The 20321-nt window shown below is 37.8% G+C and carries 22 protein-coding genes and 1 riboswitch; of the genes, 4 read left to right on the top strand and 18 right to left on the bottom strand.

Annotation, left to right across the window (positions count from 1 at the left end; all coding sequences use genetic code 11):
• Positions 1 to 140: 140 nt before the first annotated feature.
• Positions 141 to 740, top strand: a complete 600-nt coding sequence (locus QYB95_RS06945; protein WP_301137562.1) for a hypothetical protein — start codon at positions 141 to 143, stop codon at positions 738 to 740.
• 83 nt (positions 741 to 823) lie between these two features.
• Here the strand turns inward: QYB95_RS06945 and QYB95_RS06940 are convergent, their stop codons facing one another.
• The 11 genes from QYB95_RS06940 to QYB95_RS06890 all read right to left on the bottom strand — a co-directional run bounded on the left by QYB95_RS06940 (position 824) and on the right by QYB95_RS06890 (position 8340).
• Positions 824 to 1507, bottom strand: a complete 684-nt coding sequence (locus tag QYB95_RS06940) for a hypothetical protein (RefSeq protein WP_301137561.1) — start codon at positions 1505 to 1507, stop codon at positions 824 to 826.
• On the bottom strand, positions 1482 to 1988 hold the full coding sequence (locus QYB95_RS06935; RefSeq protein WP_301137560.1) for an ECF transporter S component: 507 nt from the start codon (positions 1986 to 1988) through the stop codon (positions 1482 to 1484). The genes QYB95_RS06940 and QYB95_RS06935 overlap by 26 nt, the downstream gene beginning before the upstream one ends.
• A gap of 2 nt (positions 1989 to 1990) precedes the next feature.
• Positions 1991 to 2410: a bifunctional adenosylcobinamide kinase/adenosylcobinamide-phosphate guanylyltransferase gene (locus QYB95_RS06930; RefSeq protein WP_301137559.1), complete on the bottom strand. Its 420-nt coding sequence runs from the start codon at positions 2408 to 2410 to the stop codon at positions 1991 to 1993.
• Positions 2362 to 2961: a histidine phosphatase family protein gene (locus QYB95_RS06925; protein ID WP_301137558.1), complete on the bottom strand. Its 600-nt coding sequence runs from the start codon at positions 2959 to 2961 to the stop codon at positions 2362 to 2364. The genes QYB95_RS06930 and QYB95_RS06925 overlap by 49 nt, the downstream gene beginning before the upstream one ends.
• On the bottom strand, positions 2934 to 3707 hold the full coding sequence (gene cobS / locus QYB95_RS06920; protein WP_301137557.1) for an adenosylcobinamide-GDP ribazoletransferase: 774 nt from the start codon (positions 3705 to 3707) through the stop codon (positions 2934 to 2936). Before cobS ends, QYB95_RS06925 begins: the two co-directional genes overlap by 28 nt.
• A 13-nt stretch (positions 3708 to 3720) precedes the next feature.
• Positions 3721 to 4287 (bottom strand): bifunctional adenosylcobinamide kinase/adenosylcobinamide-phosphate guanylyltransferase, encoded by a 567-nt coding sequence (locus tag QYB95_RS06915; protein WP_301137556.1) that lies wholly within the window; start codon positions 4285 to 4287, stop codon positions 3721 to 3723.
• 79 nt (positions 4288 to 4366) lie between these two features.
• Positions 4367 to 5335: an ABC transporter substrate-binding protein gene (locus QYB95_RS06910; protein ID WP_301137554.1), complete on the bottom strand. Its 969-nt coding sequence runs from the start codon at positions 5333 to 5335 to the stop codon at positions 4367 to 4369.
• The gene (locus QYB95_RS06905; RefSeq protein ID WP_301137874.1) at positions 5332 to 5883 is read right to left on the bottom strand and encodes a hypothetical protein; all 552 of its coding nucleotides are present in this window, start codon (positions 5881 to 5883) and stop codon (positions 5332 to 5334) included. Before QYB95_RS06905 ends, QYB95_RS06910 begins: the two co-directional genes overlap by 4 nt.
• Positions 5884 to 6045: 162 nt before the next feature.
• Positions 6046 to 6225: riboswitch (cobalamin riboswitch) on the bottom strand.
• Between the two features lie 82 nt (positions 6226 to 6307).
• A complete protein-coding gene (locus QYB95_RS06900; protein WP_301137553.1) occupies positions 6308 to 6718 on the bottom strand; it encodes a Fur family transcriptional regulator in 411 nt (136 codons plus the stop codon).
• Complete coding sequence (locus tag QYB95_RS06895; protein WP_301137552.1) at positions 6715 to 7578, bottom strand: metal ABC transporter permease; 864 nt, start codon at positions 7576 to 7578, stop codon at positions 6715 to 6717. The genes QYB95_RS06900 and QYB95_RS06895 overlap by 4 nt, the downstream gene beginning before the upstream one ends.
• A 15-nt stretch (positions 7579 to 7593) precedes the next feature.
• On the bottom strand, positions 7594 to 8340 hold the full coding sequence (locus QYB95_RS06890; protein ID WP_301137551.1) for a metal ABC transporter ATP-binding protein: 747 nt from the start codon (positions 8338 to 8340) through the stop codon (positions 7594 to 7596).
• Between the two features lie 143 nt (positions 8341 to 8483).
• On the opposite strand from QYB95_RS06890, the gene QYB95_RS06885 reads away from it, so the two are divergent.
• Positions 8484 to 8726 carry an endonuclease IV gene (locus QYB95_RS06885; protein ID WP_301137550.1) on the top strand — a complete coding sequence of 81 codons (243 nt, stop codon included), beginning with the start codon at positions 8484 to 8486 and terminating at the stop codon, positions 8724 to 8726.
• A 129-nt stretch (positions 8727 to 8855) separates the two neighbouring features.
• On the opposite strand, the gene dacB is transcribed toward QYB95_RS06885, so the two are convergent.
• From dacB to QYB95_RS06850, 7 genes are all read right to left on the bottom strand, one after another.
• A complete protein-coding gene (gene dacB / locus QYB95_RS06880; RefSeq protein WP_301137549.1) occupies positions 8856 to 10286 on the bottom strand; it encodes a D-alanyl-D-alanine carboxypeptidase/D-alanyl-D-alanine endopeptidase in 1431 nt (476 codons plus the stop codon).
• 650 nt (positions 10287 to 10936) lie between these two features.
• Positions 10937 to 11824, bottom strand: a complete 888-nt coding sequence (locus QYB95_RS06875; RefSeq protein ID WP_301137548.1) for a deoxyribonuclease IV — start codon at positions 11822 to 11824, stop codon at positions 10937 to 10939.
• A 42-nt stretch (positions 11825 to 11866) separates the two neighbouring features.
• Positions 11867 to 13165: a DEAD/DEAH box helicase gene (locus QYB95_RS06870; RefSeq protein ID WP_301137547.1), complete on the bottom strand. Its 1299-nt coding sequence runs from the start codon at positions 13163 to 13165 to the stop codon at positions 11867 to 11869.
• A 178-nt stretch (positions 13166 to 13343) separates the two neighbouring features.
• Positions 13344 to 14312, bottom strand: a complete 969-nt coding sequence (locus tag QYB95_RS06865) for a 4-hydroxy-3-methylbut-2-enyl diphosphate reductase (protein ID WP_301137873.1) — start codon at positions 14310 to 14312, stop codon at positions 13344 to 13346.
• 88 nt (positions 14313 to 14400) lie between these two features.
• Positions 14401 to 15042, bottom strand: coding sequence for a VrrA/YqfQ family protein (gene vrrA / locus QYB95_RS06860; protein WP_301137546.1), 642 nt, complete (start codon positions 15040 to 15042; stop codon positions 14401 to 14403).
• A gap of 222 nt (positions 15043 to 15264) precedes the next feature.
• Positions 15265 to 15963, bottom strand: a complete 699-nt coding sequence (locus QYB95_RS06855) for a response regulator (protein ID WP_301137545.1) — start codon at positions 15961 to 15963, stop codon at positions 15265 to 15267.
• Between the two features lie 14 nt (positions 15964 to 15977).
• Positions 15978 to 17570 (bottom strand): ATP-binding protein, encoded by a 1593-nt coding sequence (locus tag QYB95_RS06850; protein ID WP_425609190.1) that lies wholly within the window; start codon positions 17568 to 17570, stop codon positions 15978 to 15980.
• A 138-nt stretch (positions 17571 to 17708) separates the two neighbouring features.
• On the opposite strand from QYB95_RS06850, the gene QYB95_RS06845 reads away from it, so the two are divergent.
• The gene (locus QYB95_RS06845; RefSeq protein WP_301137543.1) at positions 17709 to 18755 is read left to right on the top strand and encodes a DctP family TRAP transporter solute-binding subunit; all 1047 of its coding nucleotides are present in this window, start codon (positions 17709 to 17711) and stop codon (positions 18753 to 18755) included.
• A gap of 293 nt (positions 18756 to 19048) precedes the next feature.
• Entirely contained in the window at positions 19049 to 20299 is a 1251-nt protein-coding gene (locus QYB95_RS06840; protein ID WP_301137542.1) for a dicarboxylate/amino acid:cation symporter, read from the top strand.
• Positions 20300 to 20321: the final 22 nt, after the last annotated feature.

Here is a 20321-nt window from a genome sequence, read left to right as displayed (position 1 = left end):
ATACTGGGACTATCCCTTTCCATTATCTTTTACTTATTTTATCGACATTATATACTTTCTAATTGTCAATATTAGATAATTTCCATAAACTAAGTATAAACTATCTACATAAGCTGTTAATTATACTTTAAGAGGTGTTTATGATGTATGAGAAGATTACTATAGACCACAGTATTTTATACATTGAACAGCATCATGTTGACACTTTTAAACAAATGGCAACAAAATTGGACAACTATTCTTACCTTCTGAAAGAAGGCGGGATTACCCTAATGGATGGATGGATAATGGCCTTTAATATTTGGCTGCTGCTGTTGCCAGATGATGACATAATCATTAAAACGGACGAGACATCGATTTATTATACAGCTAATGTTCTGATTTATGACGCATTCAAGGTTGAGGCACATTTCCAGAATTTAAAGGAAAGAACAGATGCATCACCTGAGTTGTTCTATCTCTCTTCTCTATTTTTGGCGACAGGTTTAAACGAATGGATCAAGCTTGTAATGGAAAAATATGAATTACATGACATGATGGAGCGTTGCAAAACCCGTCGTTACTTTGAGGCTCTCGAAGGCACGGATGAGGAAATTCAAATCTTCCTTGAAGATCAGGCACAATTTGTTAAAGCAGCTGTGCAGGAGCTGCGGGAAGGTTCATTTACACAAATGGTTAAAAAATGCTATGACGAAGCTTATTTCTTATATGTAGATCAATATCAGAAATCCCTTTTATAGGCTCGGGGATTTAATTCTCATTATATATATATAAAGCCCAGCTATTCTTTTCTCTAGAAGATAGCTGGGCTTTAAATTATTACTTAGTTTATCTTTACCAAATAGCAGTCAGTAGTTATTAGATTTTTGAACTCTTCTATCTTGTCAAAAGGTATCCCTACAATGACCGAGGTTGCCGGTCCGCTGGATTTTTCCAAATCCAGCGGACATTCGAATTTACGATTCGGGAAAATCCTTTCAAGTTCTGATCGAATGCCTTTAGAGCCAACAGGCCAGATGTGTTTTGCAACTTTCAATTGAATTAAATTGTGTACTTCTTTCAATTTAACAACATCCTGTGGTTCCATTATTACTTCTTGTCCTACCAACGGCTTTCCAACAACAAACCATTGGAGATTTTCTATAGAGTTTTCATACTTTACTTTACCTACGATCATTAAACTAATACCGGATTGCAATGATTTAAAATTTGATTCAGAAGAGCCATTGATTGCTGGCAATGCTGCACCTATTTCGTCAAATGCTGCTTGAATCCCCCTCTTATAATCTTCCCACGCTTCCTCACCGGTAAAGTTTGATAAGAAGATATGTGTAGGCTCTGCACCCGCACACCACTGTTCAAATAACGCAACACGTGTAGTATAGTAAGCAGTCAATTCATTTGAAGCATGCACTTCATCCAATTCTTTTTCACCAATACAGCCTGAATTATCAATCGTCACGACCGACGTCTCGTCTATTTTAATCGCATTTCTCATATATTTCATACTTTCCTTTCGCTGATACTTTCCCGATAATAGGCAAGGCAATCGCCGTAATTACAGCATTGATGACTGCTGCAACCACCAAGCTTGGCACAGCGCCAATAAAAAATGCGGGTGAAATTAGGTAATAGAAAGGTAGTGCAGCAAGTACACCATTTCCGATAATGAAAAATATCCATTTTAATATATGTAATCCATTTCTATGCAGTACATTAAAGATATACGTAATGATCAACATTTCCAAAGCGATGAGGAGATGAAATGGTCCTGATGGAAATCCGGATGTTAGAGCTGTTGCTAAATGTCCCAGGCCTGCCGCGAATCCTGAGTACAGTGGTGGTAAAAATGCGACACTAATTAATGCAGGGGCAGAATCCAATGCAGCAGTGGCCACAAATCCAGGTACCTTTATAAAGCTTCCGATTACACAAATTGCAGCAACTAACGCTGTTAAGATCAATTTTTTTAATTTCGAAATCTCCACTTTTACAGCCCCCCACCCTTTAATACTTGTGGGATGCCATACCAAACTCTAACGACACTTTCACTTTCGGAAAAAAGCTTTTGATATAAACGTCCACAAGCATCGCGTAATTTTCTTTCTTCCTTTAATAAAGGTACAATCCCCCTTCCAATATCTGTACAAATACAAATGACTTGTACTTGCTGGTTCAACCGATAAAGGTTGTTGAAAATTTCTTCCGCTATTGCTTCTTCATCCAAATGTATTTTTTGAAGAATGATCTTTTCGAAATCTCCTATAATAATGACGTCTTCTTTATAGAACTTCGTTTCATTCGGTATTATGCCTTCAAAAAAATAGTAATTGCCTGATAATTGATTTGCTAATCTATCTTTTACAAATTTTCTTTTGCCATTATAGGCTCCTCCGATAACAATTTGCACCGTTTCCCCTCCTTCAATTCCGAATAATCAGGCCATTGCAGAGAATAGATGGTTCTATGGGATATCATGATCTGCTGAAAAGTGTTTTCCACCGGACCAAATAAAAACAGCAAAACGCGAATGACGCCACCATGGACAACAAAAGTGCTTTCGTCATTTTGCGAAACAATGTGAAAAAAAGAGCGAAGCACCCTTTGCTCAAAATCATCATAGGACTCGCCATTGGGAGGTGTAGTTGTTTTGGGATCATCAATCCAACGGCGATACAAAGATAAGTTCCTCAGTTCTTCATAAGTCTTCATTTCAAAATCCCCAAAGTTTAATTCTCTGAGATTTCTATCCGGTAAATAGGTAGCCTGCGGAAAGTATAGGTGTGCTGTTTCGATGCACCTTTTTAAATCACTTCCATAAACCACACCAGGATTTATAGTAATATTGAAATACTGTTCCTTTATATCAATAGGTTCATCGGTCCAACCAATGTATTTCCTTTTCAAGTTAGCATCTGTCTTTTCGTGTCTTATTAGATGAACAACAGCAGGATTCCCCATAAGAACAGCTCAGTCCCTTCATTTAGTGCTCCCAGCAAGTCTCCTGTCATTCCTCCGAAGTTTTTAATCGTCCATATTCTATATAGAACAACGAACAGAAGCATGCATCCAACTAAAATAATTCCATCTAGCCCAATAGAAATATATGAAAGTATAGTGAACAATAGCGTATAGATTATAAGCGCGCTCCAAATTATTGTGTGGTTTACATTAGATTTAAAAAAGGCGGCTAACCCTTTCTCTTTCACTGTATGGGTTATAATGAAGTAGAATAATAGGGCTAATCTACTTAGAAAAGGGATTGTAATGAAATAAAAACTGATATTCCGTGGATGATTTTGTAACAGTTCATAGATAAATCCTGTTTTTAATAGCAGCAATACGACTAAACATATAGCCCCAAAGGCGCCAACCCTTGAATCTTCCAGGATTTCGAGCCTTCTCTCTTGATTCTGATAAGAAAAATATGCATCACCCATATCAATCCAACCGTCTAAATGGAGTCCTCCCGTCATGACGATTCCTGCAACAACAACCAAAATAGCAAATAATAAAACAGAAACCTGAAAATATTGTTCATTGATCAGGTTTAGGAGAATTAGGCTGCCTCCCATCAATAACCCTAAAAAAGGAAGCATTATATACATGATTGTTACTGTTTGCTGATTCATCGGAAGTTGCTTACGAATTGGTAATGAGGAAAAAAACTGAAATGCTAAAAGAAATCCGGTTATGCTGTTCTTCAAAATGGGTACCTCCCTATTTCCAACGTTTCACCTTACTGTAATCCATTTCGTATGCCTCGTCGCTATAATGAGCAATCCACTGATGTAATTCCCCTAATAGTTGGCGGTACACATTTACCTCTGAGTAGGAGGAATTTGGTTCATCCAAGATTTCGTTTGATACAAGCAGCACAATCCCGCCATCCTTTGTCCATTGAATAAGCTGTTTCTTTAGTTTTCCTAAATACTTTTCAATTTCAACCATTCTGCCATTCTCGTCAAGTTCTTCCGTTTTATAAAGAACATTGCTTAGCCAAGTTGTTATACAATCCCAGAGAATTACCGATTGCTTGGGGGAAATTGCTTCGGCTGGCCCTAAGTCCGCTTGTATTTCAATTGTATTCCATACAACCGCCGAGCCCTGACGATCTTCCTGGTGCCGTTTAATTCGGGTTGACATCTCTTCATCCATAGCAACACCCGAAGCAATATAGTACAGATATGTACGTTCAAATTGTTGATGGAGCTGTTTTGCATAGCATTCCGCAAAAGCGCTTTTTCCGCTTCTAACGCCTCCTGTGATAAAGACTAATTTACACATTTGTACCTCCAAGGAAATTTCATAAATCTTGAATAACAAAAGAGCAAACTCTTGATCCAAGAATTTGCCCTGCTGCTTTTTAGTTAAATATTTCCGGATAGATTGTGGATGCGATTAATTCAATTGCTTCGCCGATTCGTGGTCCTGGACGATCCATGATGTCGGCATTTAATTCATATACTTCCTCATTCTGAATAGCGGTAATATTCGACCATCCTTCACGGGCCATTATTTCCCCTTTTGGATCCTCGCTGTAATTTACTGTTGTGATAATTGCTTCTGGATTACGGGTAATTAAATCCTCTTCTGTTACTTCAAACCAATCTTGCTGATCAGCATAGATGTTTTCAACACCTGCCGCTTCAATAAGCTCTTGCTGGAAAGTACCAGAGCCAACTGACCAAATTTCTGGAGCAGGCGCTATTTCAAAGTATACTTTTTCCTTCTTATCGATTGATGCTGTTTTTTCTTGAACCGCTGCAATTTGATCTTCGATTCCAGAAACGATTTCATCTGCTTTTTCCTCAACTTTCAGTACTTCCGCCATTTGCTCAATGTCTCCATAAACATCGTCGATTGTTGCCGCAGTTTTGATAACAAATACCTTTAATCCGGCGCTTTCCAGTTGTTCGATATGAGCTTCTTCACCTACTGTGTAGGCAAATACAACATCAGGCTGCATTTCAATTACTCTCTCTGTATCAATCGTCATTGAATCTGAAACACGTTCGATTTCAAGTGCTTCTTCAGGATATGTATCATATTCTGTTGCACCGATGATTTGCTCTCCTGCCCCCAGCTCAAATAAGATTTCCGTATTACTTGGCTGCAGAGAAACGATTGATTCCGGTACTTCTTCAAATGTCACTTCAACACCACGGTCATCCATCACTGTATAGGGACCAGTTTCTTCAGTAGTTTCCGTGTTCTTAGTTGTCTCTTTTGTTTCAACTTTATCGCTCTTGGTTGTGTCTTCCGAATCTCCACATCCCACCAATAGCAATGAGACAGCTAATGGAGCAAGCCACTTTTTGTTTACTAATTTCATTGTATTTCCTCTTTTCGTTTTTTCTTTATAGGATAGGATTTACTTACAAAAGGAATTTCTTCAACGCCTTGTTTACGGCTAATGTAGACGGCCATCACAAAAAATACATTTGCAAGGAGACCCAAATAGTCGAATAAAATTTCCGGAACATCACGCTCTTCACTTACTTTGTGGAGTGCACGATATGATTTTTTCGCTTCACTGCGGCAAACATGAAGCAAAGCACCCGCTTCACTTCCTTGCGGTAGAAGAAATTGCTTGATTACATCCCCTACTTGACCTACATAGTAATCATATCGGTCACTCAACCATTGTAAATCTTCCTCTGAAATCGCTAATTTCCCACGCACAGAGCCGTTGACATGATAAGCATTAGGCTGGATGACTTGCAAATCCTCATAGACCACTTGACAATTCTCAATAGTACGTAAAGCTGGCAAAACAGCCCCAATTCGTGTCGTCAGGGAATCTGTTCGAATTTCAAAATCTACTAAACTCTGTTGCTCGCGCATAAATGGATAACAACTAAACCTTATATCCTTTCGAATCTTCAATCCACCCCCAAAAAGTCAATAAGTGAAAAACCCATTCATCTAGAAACGAAAATAAAAAGCCATCCGCGAAAATTGGATGGCAAAAATCAACAGAATAAATCATAGAATTCTATTTATTCAATTATGCCGTACATTCCCTTTATTTCCGAAGAGGTTAGTTACGATCAGAAAAAGACAGGTCTCCTGGCTTGTGTATAGCATTTCAACGAGCCTTCCCATCTAAAGATAGACAGTGGCGAATTCTTGAAATTAACACATACAGTTGCGGATACAGCTTCGGTTTTGCACCGAATTCCCATTTAATCGTTTTCACGCATCTTTTTCCTGCAAACACTATTCACTTAAGTGAAATATATCATATTTTTCTAAAAAATAGTATTCATATTTTTTATAGAGAAGAGAAAATAGAACACAGCGCTTAACTGCAATTTACACATTTCCCATATATTTCGAATTTATGTGCTTCAACCGTATACCCTGGAAGTTTTTCATTTAACAACTCCATCGGGCAGATAGAGATTTCTTTTACATTCCCACACTCCATACAAATGAAATGGTGATGATGGTGATCGGATTCACACTGCATTCTGAAATTCCTTTCACCACTCAACTCGGTTTCCTCCAAAATCCCCAGGTCCACAAAAGTAGACAAGTTTCGATAGATTGTATCAAAACTCATCCCGGGAAAATCCTTCTTTAAAACAGACAAAAGATCTTTTGCAGTTAAATATTTATCCGTTTCCTGGAACATATTCAATATTAACTCACGTTTATCTGTTTTTTTGTAACCATTATCCTTAAGTATTTCCCATGCTTTTGTCAGATTCATTTAACTGCTCCCCTTTCTTTTGCATTTATATTAAGTACGATTTTTTTCACAAGGATGACGATCAATAAAATAAGTATTGCAGTAACAACAATTGTACCACCCGGTGCCAAATTCAAATAATAGGCACTTATCAATCCAAGGATAACGGCTGCTTCCCCAAAAAGAATCGAATAAATGATCGTTTGTTTAAACCCTTTTGCAATACGCATACTGGCTGCCACAGGCAATGTTATTAGTGAAGAAACTAGTAATATCCCCACAATCCGCATACTTGCTGCTATCACTAAGGCAACGACCAGCATAAATAAGAAATGGATCCATTTTGCAGGCAGGCCGCTAGCGTTCGCATATTCTTCATCGAAGGCCAGAACGAACATCTCTTTGAAAAATAAGGACAAGAAGACGATGACAACGATTGCAATACATATGACAATCCATAAGTCCTGTCTCGATACAGCCGAAACCGAACCAAATAAATAGCTCATTAAGTCGGTATTAAATCCACTTGCCAATGAGATAAAGATTGCAGTTAGTCCAATCCCTGCCGACATGATAATCGGAATGGCCAACTCTTCATAATGTTTGTATAGCCTGCGCAAGCGTTCAATTAAAATTGAGCCGCTTACTGCTGCCACAATTCCCAAGTAAATAGGATTTAACAGAATTAGTGCCGAGAAGCTCTGACTTAAGTATAAGCTCCCCGCAATCCCTGCCAACGTTACATGTGATAATGCATCCGCTATAAGGGACATTCTGCGTACAACGATAAAAACACCTAATAATGGTGCAATGATTCCAATAATTAGCCCTGAGATAAAGGCATTTTGTAAAAATTCATAGTTTAAAATTGCTTCGATCATTCTGCCTTCTCCTCATTAATGAATCTTTCTAACTGAATGTCCATACCAATTATCCAATTGAGTTTGCGAAATTGTATCAAACTCCTTCTTGAACCCATGGAAATGAATCGTCTGATTTAAGCAGGCAACATGACTTATTCGGTTTGAAACTGTATCCACGTCGTGTGTCACCAAAATAATTGTCTTATTTTGTTCCTCGTTTAACTTTGCCAACATATCATAGAATGATTGAACATTTTCGTGATCGATCCCTACAGTCGGCTCATCCAGAATCAAAATTTTCGGGTCTGAAATAAGAGCCCTTGCAATAAACACTCGCTGTTGCTGACCGCCGGATAACTGACCTATATTCCGAGAACGAAAATGCTCCATACCTACAGAGGTTAAAGCTTCTTCTACTTTAACATTTGCATCTTTTGGCATTTTCTTAAATAGGCCTACCTTTTTCGTTAAGCCACTTTTTACAACTTCTTCGACGGTAGCTGGAAAGCCCGAGTTAAATGCATTGGATTTTTGGGAAACATAGCCAATCCATTCTCTATTACGAAATGTTTCGTTCGATTGACCAAAAAGTTGAACTTCCCCACTCATTGGTTTTAATAACCCTAGCAATAATTTAAGTAATGTGGATTTACCTGAACCATTCGGCCCGAGTATTGCCAGGAAATCTCCTTCCTCCACCTTTAATGAGATGTTTTTTAATACTTGCGTATATTCATATTGAAAAGACACGTTTTTTATATCAATAAATGTTTGACTCATTTTTTCTCTTCTTTCTAATTCATAATCATTACGATTTACAACTTGTTAGTATAGTTGATTCGCCGCAAATTGTAAAGTAAGTAATCTTATTATAAGTAAATTTGATTTTAAAATGAAATGAACTTTTGAAAGGATGTAGTTTTTTGAAACAGATTGAGCTTATTGAACAGTTTTTATCTAAATCAGATAAAGAGATCGTTAAATTTTCAAGGGAATATGGAATCGATTTAACGCTTGAAGAGGTGCAGCGATTAAGACCGCTCTCAGAACGCGCTTCCATCACTTGGCTATTCACCGGGATACCGAATTCTTTTTTAAAAGAAGTAGAATCAATTATTGGAAAGAAGAAATTAAAGAAACTTTTAAAGTATATGGAGAACTATTAACTAAGATGGTTATACAAAAAAGAGGCTTCTTTGAAAGAAACCTCTTTTTAATAGATAAAAGTAGACTCATTTTTTACCCACTCACGTGCAGCTGAGTAAACCCATCTAGCTTTTCGATGATTAAGTTCTCTAATAGTCTTTAATCATTTGTTTTACTACTTGGTCGATTGCATTAAGTCTGTTGGCTGCCTGGTTTTGTGTCATGATGGCAAAAGCATAAGTACGCCCGCTATTTGCTTTTACGTAGCCTGCTAATGTATAGACTCCTGATATATGCCCTGTTTTTGCAATAACCCGATTTCTATATTTCTCTTCGATGAATCGATTTTTCAAGGATCCCCCTACCTTGCGATCAGCTTGTCCACCAATGGGCAGGCTAGAGTGAAGGATTTTATACGAAGGGATCTCATTCATTTTAGTCAATAAAAGTGAGAGTTCATTTGCTGATACTTTATTGGCATGCGACAAACCCGAACCATCCTCAAGGCGCCAGTTCTCCATATTCAAACCGATCGAGATTCCATAGTCCTTCAATGCAATCAGCCCTTCATTCGTATCACCTTTCCCATTAAACTCACGACCTAATGTTTTAATGAAAATATTAGCCATACTATTATTACTCAGCTTTAAAAATGGATGCATGAGGGATTCCAGCGGTAAGGAATGCTTTGTATAAATTGATTTTGCTTTTCTGGGTACTGATTTTCGCTCAAGTTTAATGGTTTTAGCCAAAGTTAGTCCAGATTCCTCCAAAGAGGCTTTGATGGCTTCTAATGTATTGATAGTTGGGTCTATCAATGTTACCCAATCCTTGAAGGTCGTACTAAGGGGTATATTACCCGTTATAGTAACTTGATTTGTTCCATATTGACGTAAAATTTCAATCGTATTTGGCTGATTTCTACTTACTGTCAACGCTTGATTGTCAATAATCAAGCCACTTGTTCCCGGATCCGCTGTTACTTGTGGCCGCTCTCCTGCATTTGCAGCATTTACATGGATGATAATTGTTCCGGCATCGTAATCATTATCAGGAGACATGGTTAAAGCAGATGTTCTGGCGGCAAAATAGAAACTCTCATCTTCCTTGGCAATACCGGGAGTGAGTTGTTCTCCTGCAAATAGGGAATCGTCGCCATAAATATTACCCTTGATTTCAGAAATTCCATTAGACTTCAAGACTCCTGCCAAAAAAATAAAATCCTTCTTCTGTAAAGTAGGATCTCCTCCACCCTTGATATAGAGATCACCGTTTAGGGTTTTGCCTTCTATCTCACCATCTATAAAAATCTCTGTTCGAAATCGATAATCCGGCCCGAGCATCCCGAGTGCTGCTGATGCTGTTAATAGCTTTAACGTAGATGCCGGTTTCATCGTTAAATCGCCGTTTTTTTCAAATAGCAGTTCTCCACTATCTAATTCACGCAATGAAACACTGATATCTTCGCTTCCTAATTGGTTCTGGACACTACTTTCTAGATTTGATGCTGCTTGTACAAGATGATGTGGAATAATAAATAGACAAAAAATGATCAGAGAAAGAATTAGCTTCGTTTTCATTAATTCCTCCAAAAAAATTGAGATGTTATTAGTATTGGCTTCTTTTTTAATCCTTAAGCGATTCATTTAAACAAAACCAAATTGATTATAGAATTATATTAATTTTCCTCTATTTATATGTATTATTGAGTGTTTATACGACTTGTTCAAGCTACCTGATAGCGAGGTTTTTAGTGTTCACTGATTAGTTTAGAAATAAAGTATTTCAAGTAAGTAAACAGGAAAGTATTCATTTCAAAGAAGAAGCGGGGCTTTTATGGAAGCTGGCGTAAACTATCAGGTATTACCGTAGTGCGATAAATGACTCTTTTCTATTTAAATAACTATACAGTTTTAATCTAGATAACTTTTGCTTTGCTACCTCTTGAAGCGGTTTTCTTCTGGAATCATCGTAATATGAATTGCCCTACTAGCATTCGATGCACTTTTCTTAATGCATCATCCCAATAGCGCCTCCTCTCTACTGTTCCATGCACTTTGCTTCCTGCATGTTGCAATAGCGGCTGCCCTATTTCCTTTTGATGTTTTCAAATCACTACTTTCTCCTGCATACATTACTATTAAAAGTTTTACACAACGCAAAAATTTTATAATTTCCTTAGCAAAAAAACATCAAGCAAGTTAGTTTGCTTGATGTTTTTGAGTCTTTATTAAACTAGTAATGCTTCGATTTCTGTTGGTTTATATTCCCCGGTTTTAAGCATTTCAATTTCATATTTATATGGTGCTTTTTTATTCTTTGCGTCAGGTCCTACCCATGGCGTTTCGAGTATTTTTGGTACCTCTTTAAAGGCTTCGTGATGAACAATCGATTTAAGTGCTTCAAATCCAATATGTCCAAAGCCGATATTTTCATGGCGATCTTTGCCAGCTCCACATACATTTTTGCTGTCATTAATATGGACAACCTTTATTTGGTCGATTCCAATTAATTGATCGAACTTAGCTAATACACCATCAAAATCGTTAATGATGTCATAGCCAGCATCATGTGTATGACACGTATCAAAGCAGACGGATAAACGCTCATTGTTTTTAACGCCATCAAAAATTTGGGCTAATTCTTCAAATGATCTTCCGATTTCTGTCCCCTTGCCTGCCATTGTTTCCAAAGCAATCTGGACAGGGTAGTCAGAGGATAGCACCTCGTTTAAGCCTTCAATAATTTTTGCAATTCCTGCCTCAACACCCGCACCTACATGGGCACCAGGATGCAGAACGATTTGCGTTGCACCGATAGCAGCGGTGCGTTCAATTTCTTTTTGCAGGAAATCGACGCCTAAAGCAAACGTTTCAGGCTTTGTGGTATTTGCAATATTTATAATATATGGTGCATGAACCACAATGTTTGAAAGTCCGTTTTCTTTCATATGTTCGAGTCCCGCTGCAATATTTAAATCTTCAATTGCTTTGCGGCGAGTATTCTGCGGTGCACCAGTATAAATCATGAACGTTGACGCCCCATAGGAAGCCGCTTCTTTACTTGAACCTAGAAGCATTTCTTTCCCACTCATCGAAACGTGTGAACCTAGCAACATTTTCAAGTCCTCCTATAACTTAAACTAAACAATGATTCTTCATTATTTTTGACGATTTTTCTTTCGTCTTTCTTTCTTTTTAATTTTTTCCATTTCCCAACGCATATTTCGTTTGTAGCCTGGTTTTACCTTTTTAGGTTTACGTACCTTCGATTTTGCGATTGCGTCAATTTCGTTTTCATGCTTCGCTCGATTTTGGCGTGCATGGCGTTCTTTTAATTCGATCCATTCTCCATTTTTTACATCTTTTTGAACGAATGGAATCCCCATCTTTTCTACACGAACTACTGCATCTTCATCTTCCGGCTCGAATAATGTAATGGCTGTTCCTTTATTTCCTGCACGAGCTGTTCGTCCTACACGGTGAATGAAGAATTCCAGATCATCCGGAATTTCATAATTGATGACATGGGAAATCCCTTGAATATCGATTCCACGCGCTGCCAAGTCTGTTGCAACGATGTATTGGAATTCTAGATCGCGAATTTGTTTCATCATTTTCTTTCGGTCGCGAGGGCTTAGATCCCCATGAATTTGTCCTACTCGGTAACCTTGCTCTGCCAGGTATCCAGCAACAGCTTCAGCATTTTTTCTAGTGTTGCAGAAAATAACCGCTAAATAAGGATTGATTGCTTCCATTACTTCAACTAAACGGCGATTTCTGGATTTTGAACGAACTGGAACTAAAACAAAATCAATTCCTTCAGCTACTGGTCGTTTATCATTCATATGGATATGGACGGGTGCTTCCATATATTTTTTCAGGAACGGTTGTAATTTCTCAGGAATAGTTGCGGAGAAAACAAACATTTCAAGTTTTTCTGGCATATGGGATGCAAAACCATCTATATCTTCGATGAATCCCATATCAAAAGCCAGGTCAGCTTCATCTACCACCAGGATTGGTGCAGTATGGACAAGTAGTGCCCCTTCTTTCACTAGATCGCGAATTCGACCCGGAGTTCCTACAACAATTTGCGGCTGTGTTTTTAATTTATCAATCGTTCTTTGCTTGTCTGTTCCACCAATGAACAGTTTCGCCTGAATATCTGTTTCTTCGATTAACACGCTTAATGCATCGAAAATTTGCTGTGCAAGCTCTCTCGTCGGAGAAGTTATTACCGCTTGCACCTCTTGTTTCTCTTCATTCAGGCGTTGAACAATCGGCAATAGAAAGCTATGTGTTTTCCCTGTCCCGGTGTGTGCTTGTCCAATAGCACTTTTCCCTTTTAGAATCAGCGGAATCATTTCCTTTTGAATGGGTGTTGGTTCTTCAAAGCCAAGTTTTGAAATTGCTTCCTTTAAAAATGGCCTAAAATCATAATCTGAGTACTTCGACATTTTTCGTACCTCCTAATATGTTTCATATTGTACCATCTATTATGAACAAAGAACAACTAAACTAATGTCGAACTCAAGCTGCATCAAGGCTTTTCGAATATTTAAGCTATTCGCTCAAATGAACCGTAAGCAAAATAAAAAAACCAGGAATGTTCCTGATTTTTTAGTTTACCCCATTTTAATAGGGCATAATTTTTTCAACTGGTTTTGGTTCTTTAATTTTTGGCAGAATTTTATCTATTGTCACTGTTCGATTAATTTCATGTGTTGATGGAACTTGAGGGTTGAATTTCTCCAAGAACGTAATGACCTCTTTTACGATCGGGGTTGGTGTAGATGCCCCGGCAGTCACTGCAACAGTTTCAATTCCCTCCAACCACTGAAGATTTAATTCTGTAATGTCTGCAATACGATATGAAGGCGTGTTGGCAATTTCCTCGGATACTTGTGTTAAGCGATTTGAGTTATTTGATTTTGGATCTCCAACAACGATTAGTAGATCCGCTTTACCTGCTTGCTCTGCAACGGCTTCTTGTCGAACTTGCGTAGCAAGACAAATCTCTTCATGAATTTGAATATGTGGATATTTTACTTTTAAATTATCCATTGCAGCTTTTACATCCCATTGGCTCATTGTCGTTTGGTTCGTCACAAGCAATTTATCGTTATTCAATTGCAGGTTCTCGATATCTTGTTCACTTTGCACTAAATGAACATGGTCGGGTGCGACGCCGATAGCCCCTTCTGGTTCCGGATGTCCCTTTTTGCCGATATAGATAATATCATATCCTTCCGCAGACTTCTCACGGATCAGATCGTGTGTCACGGTTACATCTGGACATGTCGCATCAATTGAAACAAGTCCTTTTTTTCTCGCAATCTCGCGAATTTCGGGGGAAACGCCATGCGCTGTGAAAATAACAGTACCCGATTCAACCTGTTCAATAATCTCTTTTCGGTTTTCGCCATCCAGTGTAATGATGCCATCCCTTTCGAAAGCATCCGTTACATGTTTATTGTGAACTATCATGCCTAATATATAGATTGGTCTTGGTAATGTTTTATCTAAAGAGGCATTCCGTGCAATGACCATTGCATCAACTACACCATAACAATAGCCTCTTGGATTTATTTTAATGACTTGCATCATGTCAACTCCTTCTGTAGTCCATACATAATTCTATTATAACGGAGCGACACGTTTAATACAAAACTTCCTTTCAGCCTATTATTCACTATTCATCAAAATGATAGGGTGGCTGGAAGATTCTCGGGACTGATGGTCTAGTCGATACTTTTTTGGGTTTTACTCTTTCAGTAATTGTAGGCGATTCAAATGAATCATATTCTTCAAATCTATCTCTGCTTGCTGGTCTTGCAGGTCTTTTAAACATTTCCGGTCTAGCTGGTTTTTCTGGTCTATTGTGTTTTTCAACTGTTTTTTCTTTAACAGCCTTTTCGGGTTTTGCAAACATTTCCGGACTTTCCAGACTTTCATCGAAATCAAATTGTTCTCCAGATTCATCATCCTTGGAAGCAGAGGTCTTTGGTAATCCTTGAAACCCTTTATATAGCCTCCAGAGAGCAGGTAAGTTACGAAACATCGGTGTTGCTTGTTGAACTAGAGGTTGAAAACTTTGTGCAGTTGCCAAAAACCTATTGGCAGTATCCATAATCGATTGTAATCTTGGCGTAGCTCCTCCTGTGCCAATCCCAAGTCCAGGTGCCGGACCTTGACCTTGGATAGGGGGCGGCTGCATTCCTGGCTGCGGGAACGGGAATCGTGGTGGTCTAGCTCCATAATTGCCTCTTGGTCCTTGGAACTGATTAAAAGGACGGTTGGGTGGCAAGGGCTGACGAAAACTTTGAGGGCGCATATAAATCTCCTTTCTTTACACTTAAGACGAAGTTGTTCTAAGGTATCATATGCAATTAGGCATTTAAATGTACGTTTTTACTAGATTTAGCATTTATCCAACATCCGAAATAGGTCGGGAAATGTGTGGAGACTTCTCGAAAAACCTGAAAACAATCCTTTTGTGAACATAAAAAATAGCCATTTCCTACATCACGAAATGACTACTGAATTTTTATAGAGATTATACATAATAATGGTTGATTGGCCTGCCAACCCCGCCATAATGTACATCTACCTGGATAAAATTTTGTTTTTCCAGAAAGTCCAGATACCTTCGTGCCGTAACGCGAGCGACACCGATACCTGCGGCCACTTCATCTGCTGATACCCCCTCCTTGGATGCTTTTACAAAAAGGAGAACTTTATCTAAAGTTGTTCGATTAAATCCTTTTGGCAATTCAGTCATCAATGTAGGTTCGTTTCCGGTGGATTCATCCATCTCGCGATATGGATGAATCATCTCATCCAATTCCTTCTGTGTAATATCCTGGACACCAAATGTCTTCATTTTAAAGTTACAATAATTTAATAAAGTTTGCTGCATCCTTTCAAAGGTAAACGGCTTCATAATATAATCATAAACACCTAAATGCAGGATTTGTTGAATTGTTTGCATATCATTTGCTGCTGTTACAGTAATCACATCAACAGGCAAATTCGAATTACGTATTTTTCTAAGCGTAATTAACCCATCTTGTTCGGGCATAAAGATATCCATAATGACCAAATCGGGCCTCAGTGCAATAATCTGGTTATAGCCTTCCTCCCCATTACTGCACATAGCGATGATTTTGAACCCTTCTACACGCTCGATAAATTGTCGATTTACTTCCCTTACCATTGGGTCATCTTCTACAAGCAATACTTTAATCGACTCCAACGATGAATTCCCCCTTAAATTTCGAATGTAATGATAAATGTCGTCCCTTTATTTATTTCACTCGTTACTTCTATTGTACCATTGCCTTTCTGTACGATTTCATTGACTAAATAGAGGCCGATTCCCCTACCCTCTTTGTCCTTTGTTGAAAACCCACTCTCAAAAATATGGTTTTGTATCTCTTCGGACATTCCGGCTCCGTTGTCGCTTATTAAAATAGCAAGCATGCCATCATTATCATCTATCGATATGTTAATTTCTTTTTCCTCTCCGTAAACCGAACTGAATGAATCAAAAGCATTTTCGATTAAATTTCCAAATAACACAACAAAATCGTGATGATCCAGTTTTTCGGGAAATTTTGTAAATTTACTTTCCTTATCCAGGTTTACTGCGATTCCAAGCTCTTTACCCCGGCTTATCTTACTTAATAATAATCCGGAAATATTTTCATTGTAAATACGCTCATTTAGAAATTTTGTTACTGTATCATGTTCATCCTGCACTTGGGATAAATACTCCAATGCCTGTTTAATATGTCCTAAATGCAACAACCCCGAGATGGTATGCAACTTATTCTTGTATTCATGGGTCTGCACTCTTAATGCTTGTACAAAGGCTTTTACGCCTGTTAGTTCTTCCGCCAATTGTTTAAAGGCAGTTAAATCCTTGAAGACCGCGACTGCCCCTACCTTTTTTCCATTCACAAGTATGGGAATCCTGTTGCTTAAAATACTGTGTTCATTCACATAAATTTCCTGGTCGTATACCGGCTTTCCGGAAAGGACAATCTCGGGCAATCGAGTATCAGGTAATACATCATAAATATTTTTCCCTATATAAAGGGAATGTTCCCCTTCAACCCCTAAAATCTCACTTGCCTTTTTATTGAAAATAGTAATATTCAAATCTTTATCTACCGCAATAATCCCCTCATGCATGGCATTGAAAGTTTCCGTTCTTTCTACATACAGTTTGGAGATTTCATGCGGTTCAAGACCAAACATCTGCAACTTTATATGTCTTCCAAGTGTATGCGCTCCCCAAATGCTGAAGAGAACGGAAATTGCAATGGTAATCAATATTTCGCTTTGATAATCAGTAAAAATCTGAGTTGCGGAGGGCAGTATAAATCCTACCAGTGCTACCCCAACTTGGATATTAAACTCATTCATAATGGGTACAAAAGCTCGGATTGTTGTTCCTTGGTCGCCATTTGCTTTGGATAAATAATAATGTTCAACAAAAGCCGGATCCATATCCGATGATTTGCTTACCTGTCCGATTTCCCGACTCGATGGATGGGAGTACTTTTTACGATCAATATCCATTATAACAATATAATCTGCTTGATTTATAAAGCGGATTTCCTCTACCATTTCGTTAATTGTTGCGGATGCTGTCTCAAAGTCATTACTTTGCAATAGTGTTTTAATTTCAGGTAAATTTGCAACAGTACGAGCTACAAGCATTGCTTCTTGTCCAATATCTTCTTCTTTTTCTTTTAATAAACTTCCAATAACAAAGGTGCCAGCAATTAAAAAAGAAAAGACAATTATGAAAAATGTTAACATCATGATTTTCTGGTTCACCGATAATTTTCGTATTTTCATGGTTGTCTCTCCTTTAAATAAAACTGTTACATTATTGTTTTAATGTATATAATTATCTATAAATATTGTGGACTTTACCTAAATTTGTCTGTTCCGATACTCAATATTAATTTTAGTCATGTGGTGAAAAAAATGAAATTATTTCTAACTGGATCTTTTATTACCATCATTATCTTAATCGTACTATTTAGCTACCGTCAAAGTATTTTTTCAACTTCCACACTTCCTTATGACGACGAACAACAAGGTTTGAATGAACAAATAACGATTAGCTTTAGCCATGTAGTGGCTGAAAATACCCCTAAAGGAATTGCAGCCGAGAAATTTAAAGAGTTAGTTGAAGAAAAAAGCAATGGCAGAGTAGTTGTTCAAATCTATCCTAATAGCATGCTATATAATGATGAAAATGAATTGGAAGCACTTCGCGATAACGAAGTACAAATGATTGCCCCGACAAGTTCAAAGGTGACAAACACATTACCTAATTGGCAAGTACTAGATCTGCCTTTTATCATAGAAAGTAATGAACAATTAAAAAAGGTCTTAAATGGAGACACAAGTAAATCACTCTTACAGGAGCTTGAAAGAATTAATGTAAAGGGATTGACTTTCTGGAACAATGGTTTTAAGCAGATTGCCTCTACTTCCCCTATTATCGAAGTGGAGCAATTTAAAGGACAGCGTGTGCGAATGATGTCGGGTGACATTTTACAGGAACAATTTCATCTTCTGGATGCTAAACCAATTGCCATTCCATTTGGCCAGGTCTACTCCGACTTAAAGAATAATATTGTAGATGCACAAGAAAATACAATTTCGAATATTTACTCAAAGCAATTCCATACGATGGAAAATCATATTACCCTTTCAAATCACGGGATTCTGGCCTATGCCGTCATGATCAATGAAGATTTTTGGAATAGCCTGGATGAAGAAATTCAAACTATCATCACGGATTCGCTTGAAGAAATGCAGGACTGGCAATTTGAACGGGCTGAGTTATTTAATGAAGAAAACTTATCGTATTTAAAAGCCAATCCAAATGTGAATATTTATGAATTGGATGAACAAACAAAAAACGCCTGGAAAGAAAAATTAAATCCAATTTATTCACGTTACGAAAAGAAAATTAATAGCCATTATCTCGAAGCTCTTTTAAAAGAGATAAGATCAAACTGATTCACAACGAACAAAATGAACAATATTACACTACCTTGCGAAAAAGGTAGTTTTTTTTATCTATACAACATTTGTACTATAACACTATTCAGCATTCTAGAGATAGTATTATAACAGGTAGAACATTGATATATGGCATTTTGTGAGCATTTTCACATGTTATAGAACAAAATGAACGATATAACCTTTAAAAACTAAACAGTATTTTTTGAAAACGATGAGTTATGATAGTTTCAGATATTGAAAGCGATATCATTATTGCTGAATTAGTTTATAAGGAGGATGGGTGAGAAATGAAATTATTTAAGAACTTGACTGCCCAAGTTATTATTGCAATCATTTTAGGTATTATCGTTGGGGCGATTTGGCCGGAGTTCGGTGCAAGCCTGAAAGTATTAGCGGATTTATTCATAAAATTAATCAAGATGTTAATTGCGCCAATTATCTTCTTAACTGTTGCTATCGGAATCGGGGCAATGGGTGATATGAAGAAAGTCGGTAAAATCGGGGGTAAAGCATTAATTTATTTTGAGGTTGTCTCTACAATTGCACTTGCGATTGGTATCGCTGTTGCGCTTCTAGTTAACGCAGGCGATGGAATGAATGTAGACTCTGCTAATAGTTCGGATGTTTCGCAATATACAGAAGCAGCAGCAAACCAAGAACATGGGATTGGTGCTTTCATTGCAAGTATTATTCCATCAAACTTTGTTGGCGCATTAGCCAACGGCGAATTATTGCCTACATTATTCGCAGCTGTACTATTCGGTATGGCAGCAGCAGCTCTTGGTGAAAAATCGAAACCAGTAATTACTTTCTTTGAACAAGTTTCAGAAATTTTCTTTAAAATCGTTGGTATGGTTATGAAGTTCTCTCCAATTGGTGCATTCGGTGCAATGGCTTACACGATTGGTCACTTTGGTTTAGAAGCTCTTGGAAACTTGGGATTCTTAATGGCGGCCGTTTATATTACAATGGCACTATTCCTTATTCTAGTCCTAGGTTCCATCGCGAAATTCTACGGCTTTAATATCTTTAAATTTATCGCTTATATTAAGGATGAAATTTTCTTGGTAATCGGTACATCTTCATCCGAGTCTGCCCTGCCATCAATGATGCGTAAACTAGAAAGATATGGCTGCTCTAAGCAAGTTGTAGGTTTAGTTGTTCCTACAGGTTATTCATTCAACTTGGACGGTACAGCAATTTACCTATCAATGGCCGCATTATTCATCGCACAAGCTTATAGCGTAGAACTAACTTGGGTTCAAATCATCACTCTACTAGGTATCCTAATGATTACATCTAAAGGCGCAGCTGGAGTAACAGGCTCAGGATTCATCACGCTTGCAGCAACTTTAGCTGCCTTCCCAATGATTCCGGTTGAAGGGATTGCGCTATTAATCGGGGTTGACCGTTTCATGTCAGAAGCTCGTGCTGTAACGAACTTAATTGGTAACGGTGTAGCAGCAGTAGTTGTTTCGAAATCAGAAAAAGAATTTGACGAAGCAGTCAATGCAGAGTTAAAACAATCAAGAGCATAAATGAAAAAAGCAACTTCTTCAA

The organism is Ureibacillus aquaedulcis (assembly GCF_030418165.1).
GTDB classification, from domain to species: Bacteria; Bacillota; Bacilli; order Bacillales_A; family Planococcaceae; genus Ureibacillus; species Ureibacillus aquaedulcis.
This window is presented reverse-complemented; position numbering and strand designations above follow the sequence as displayed.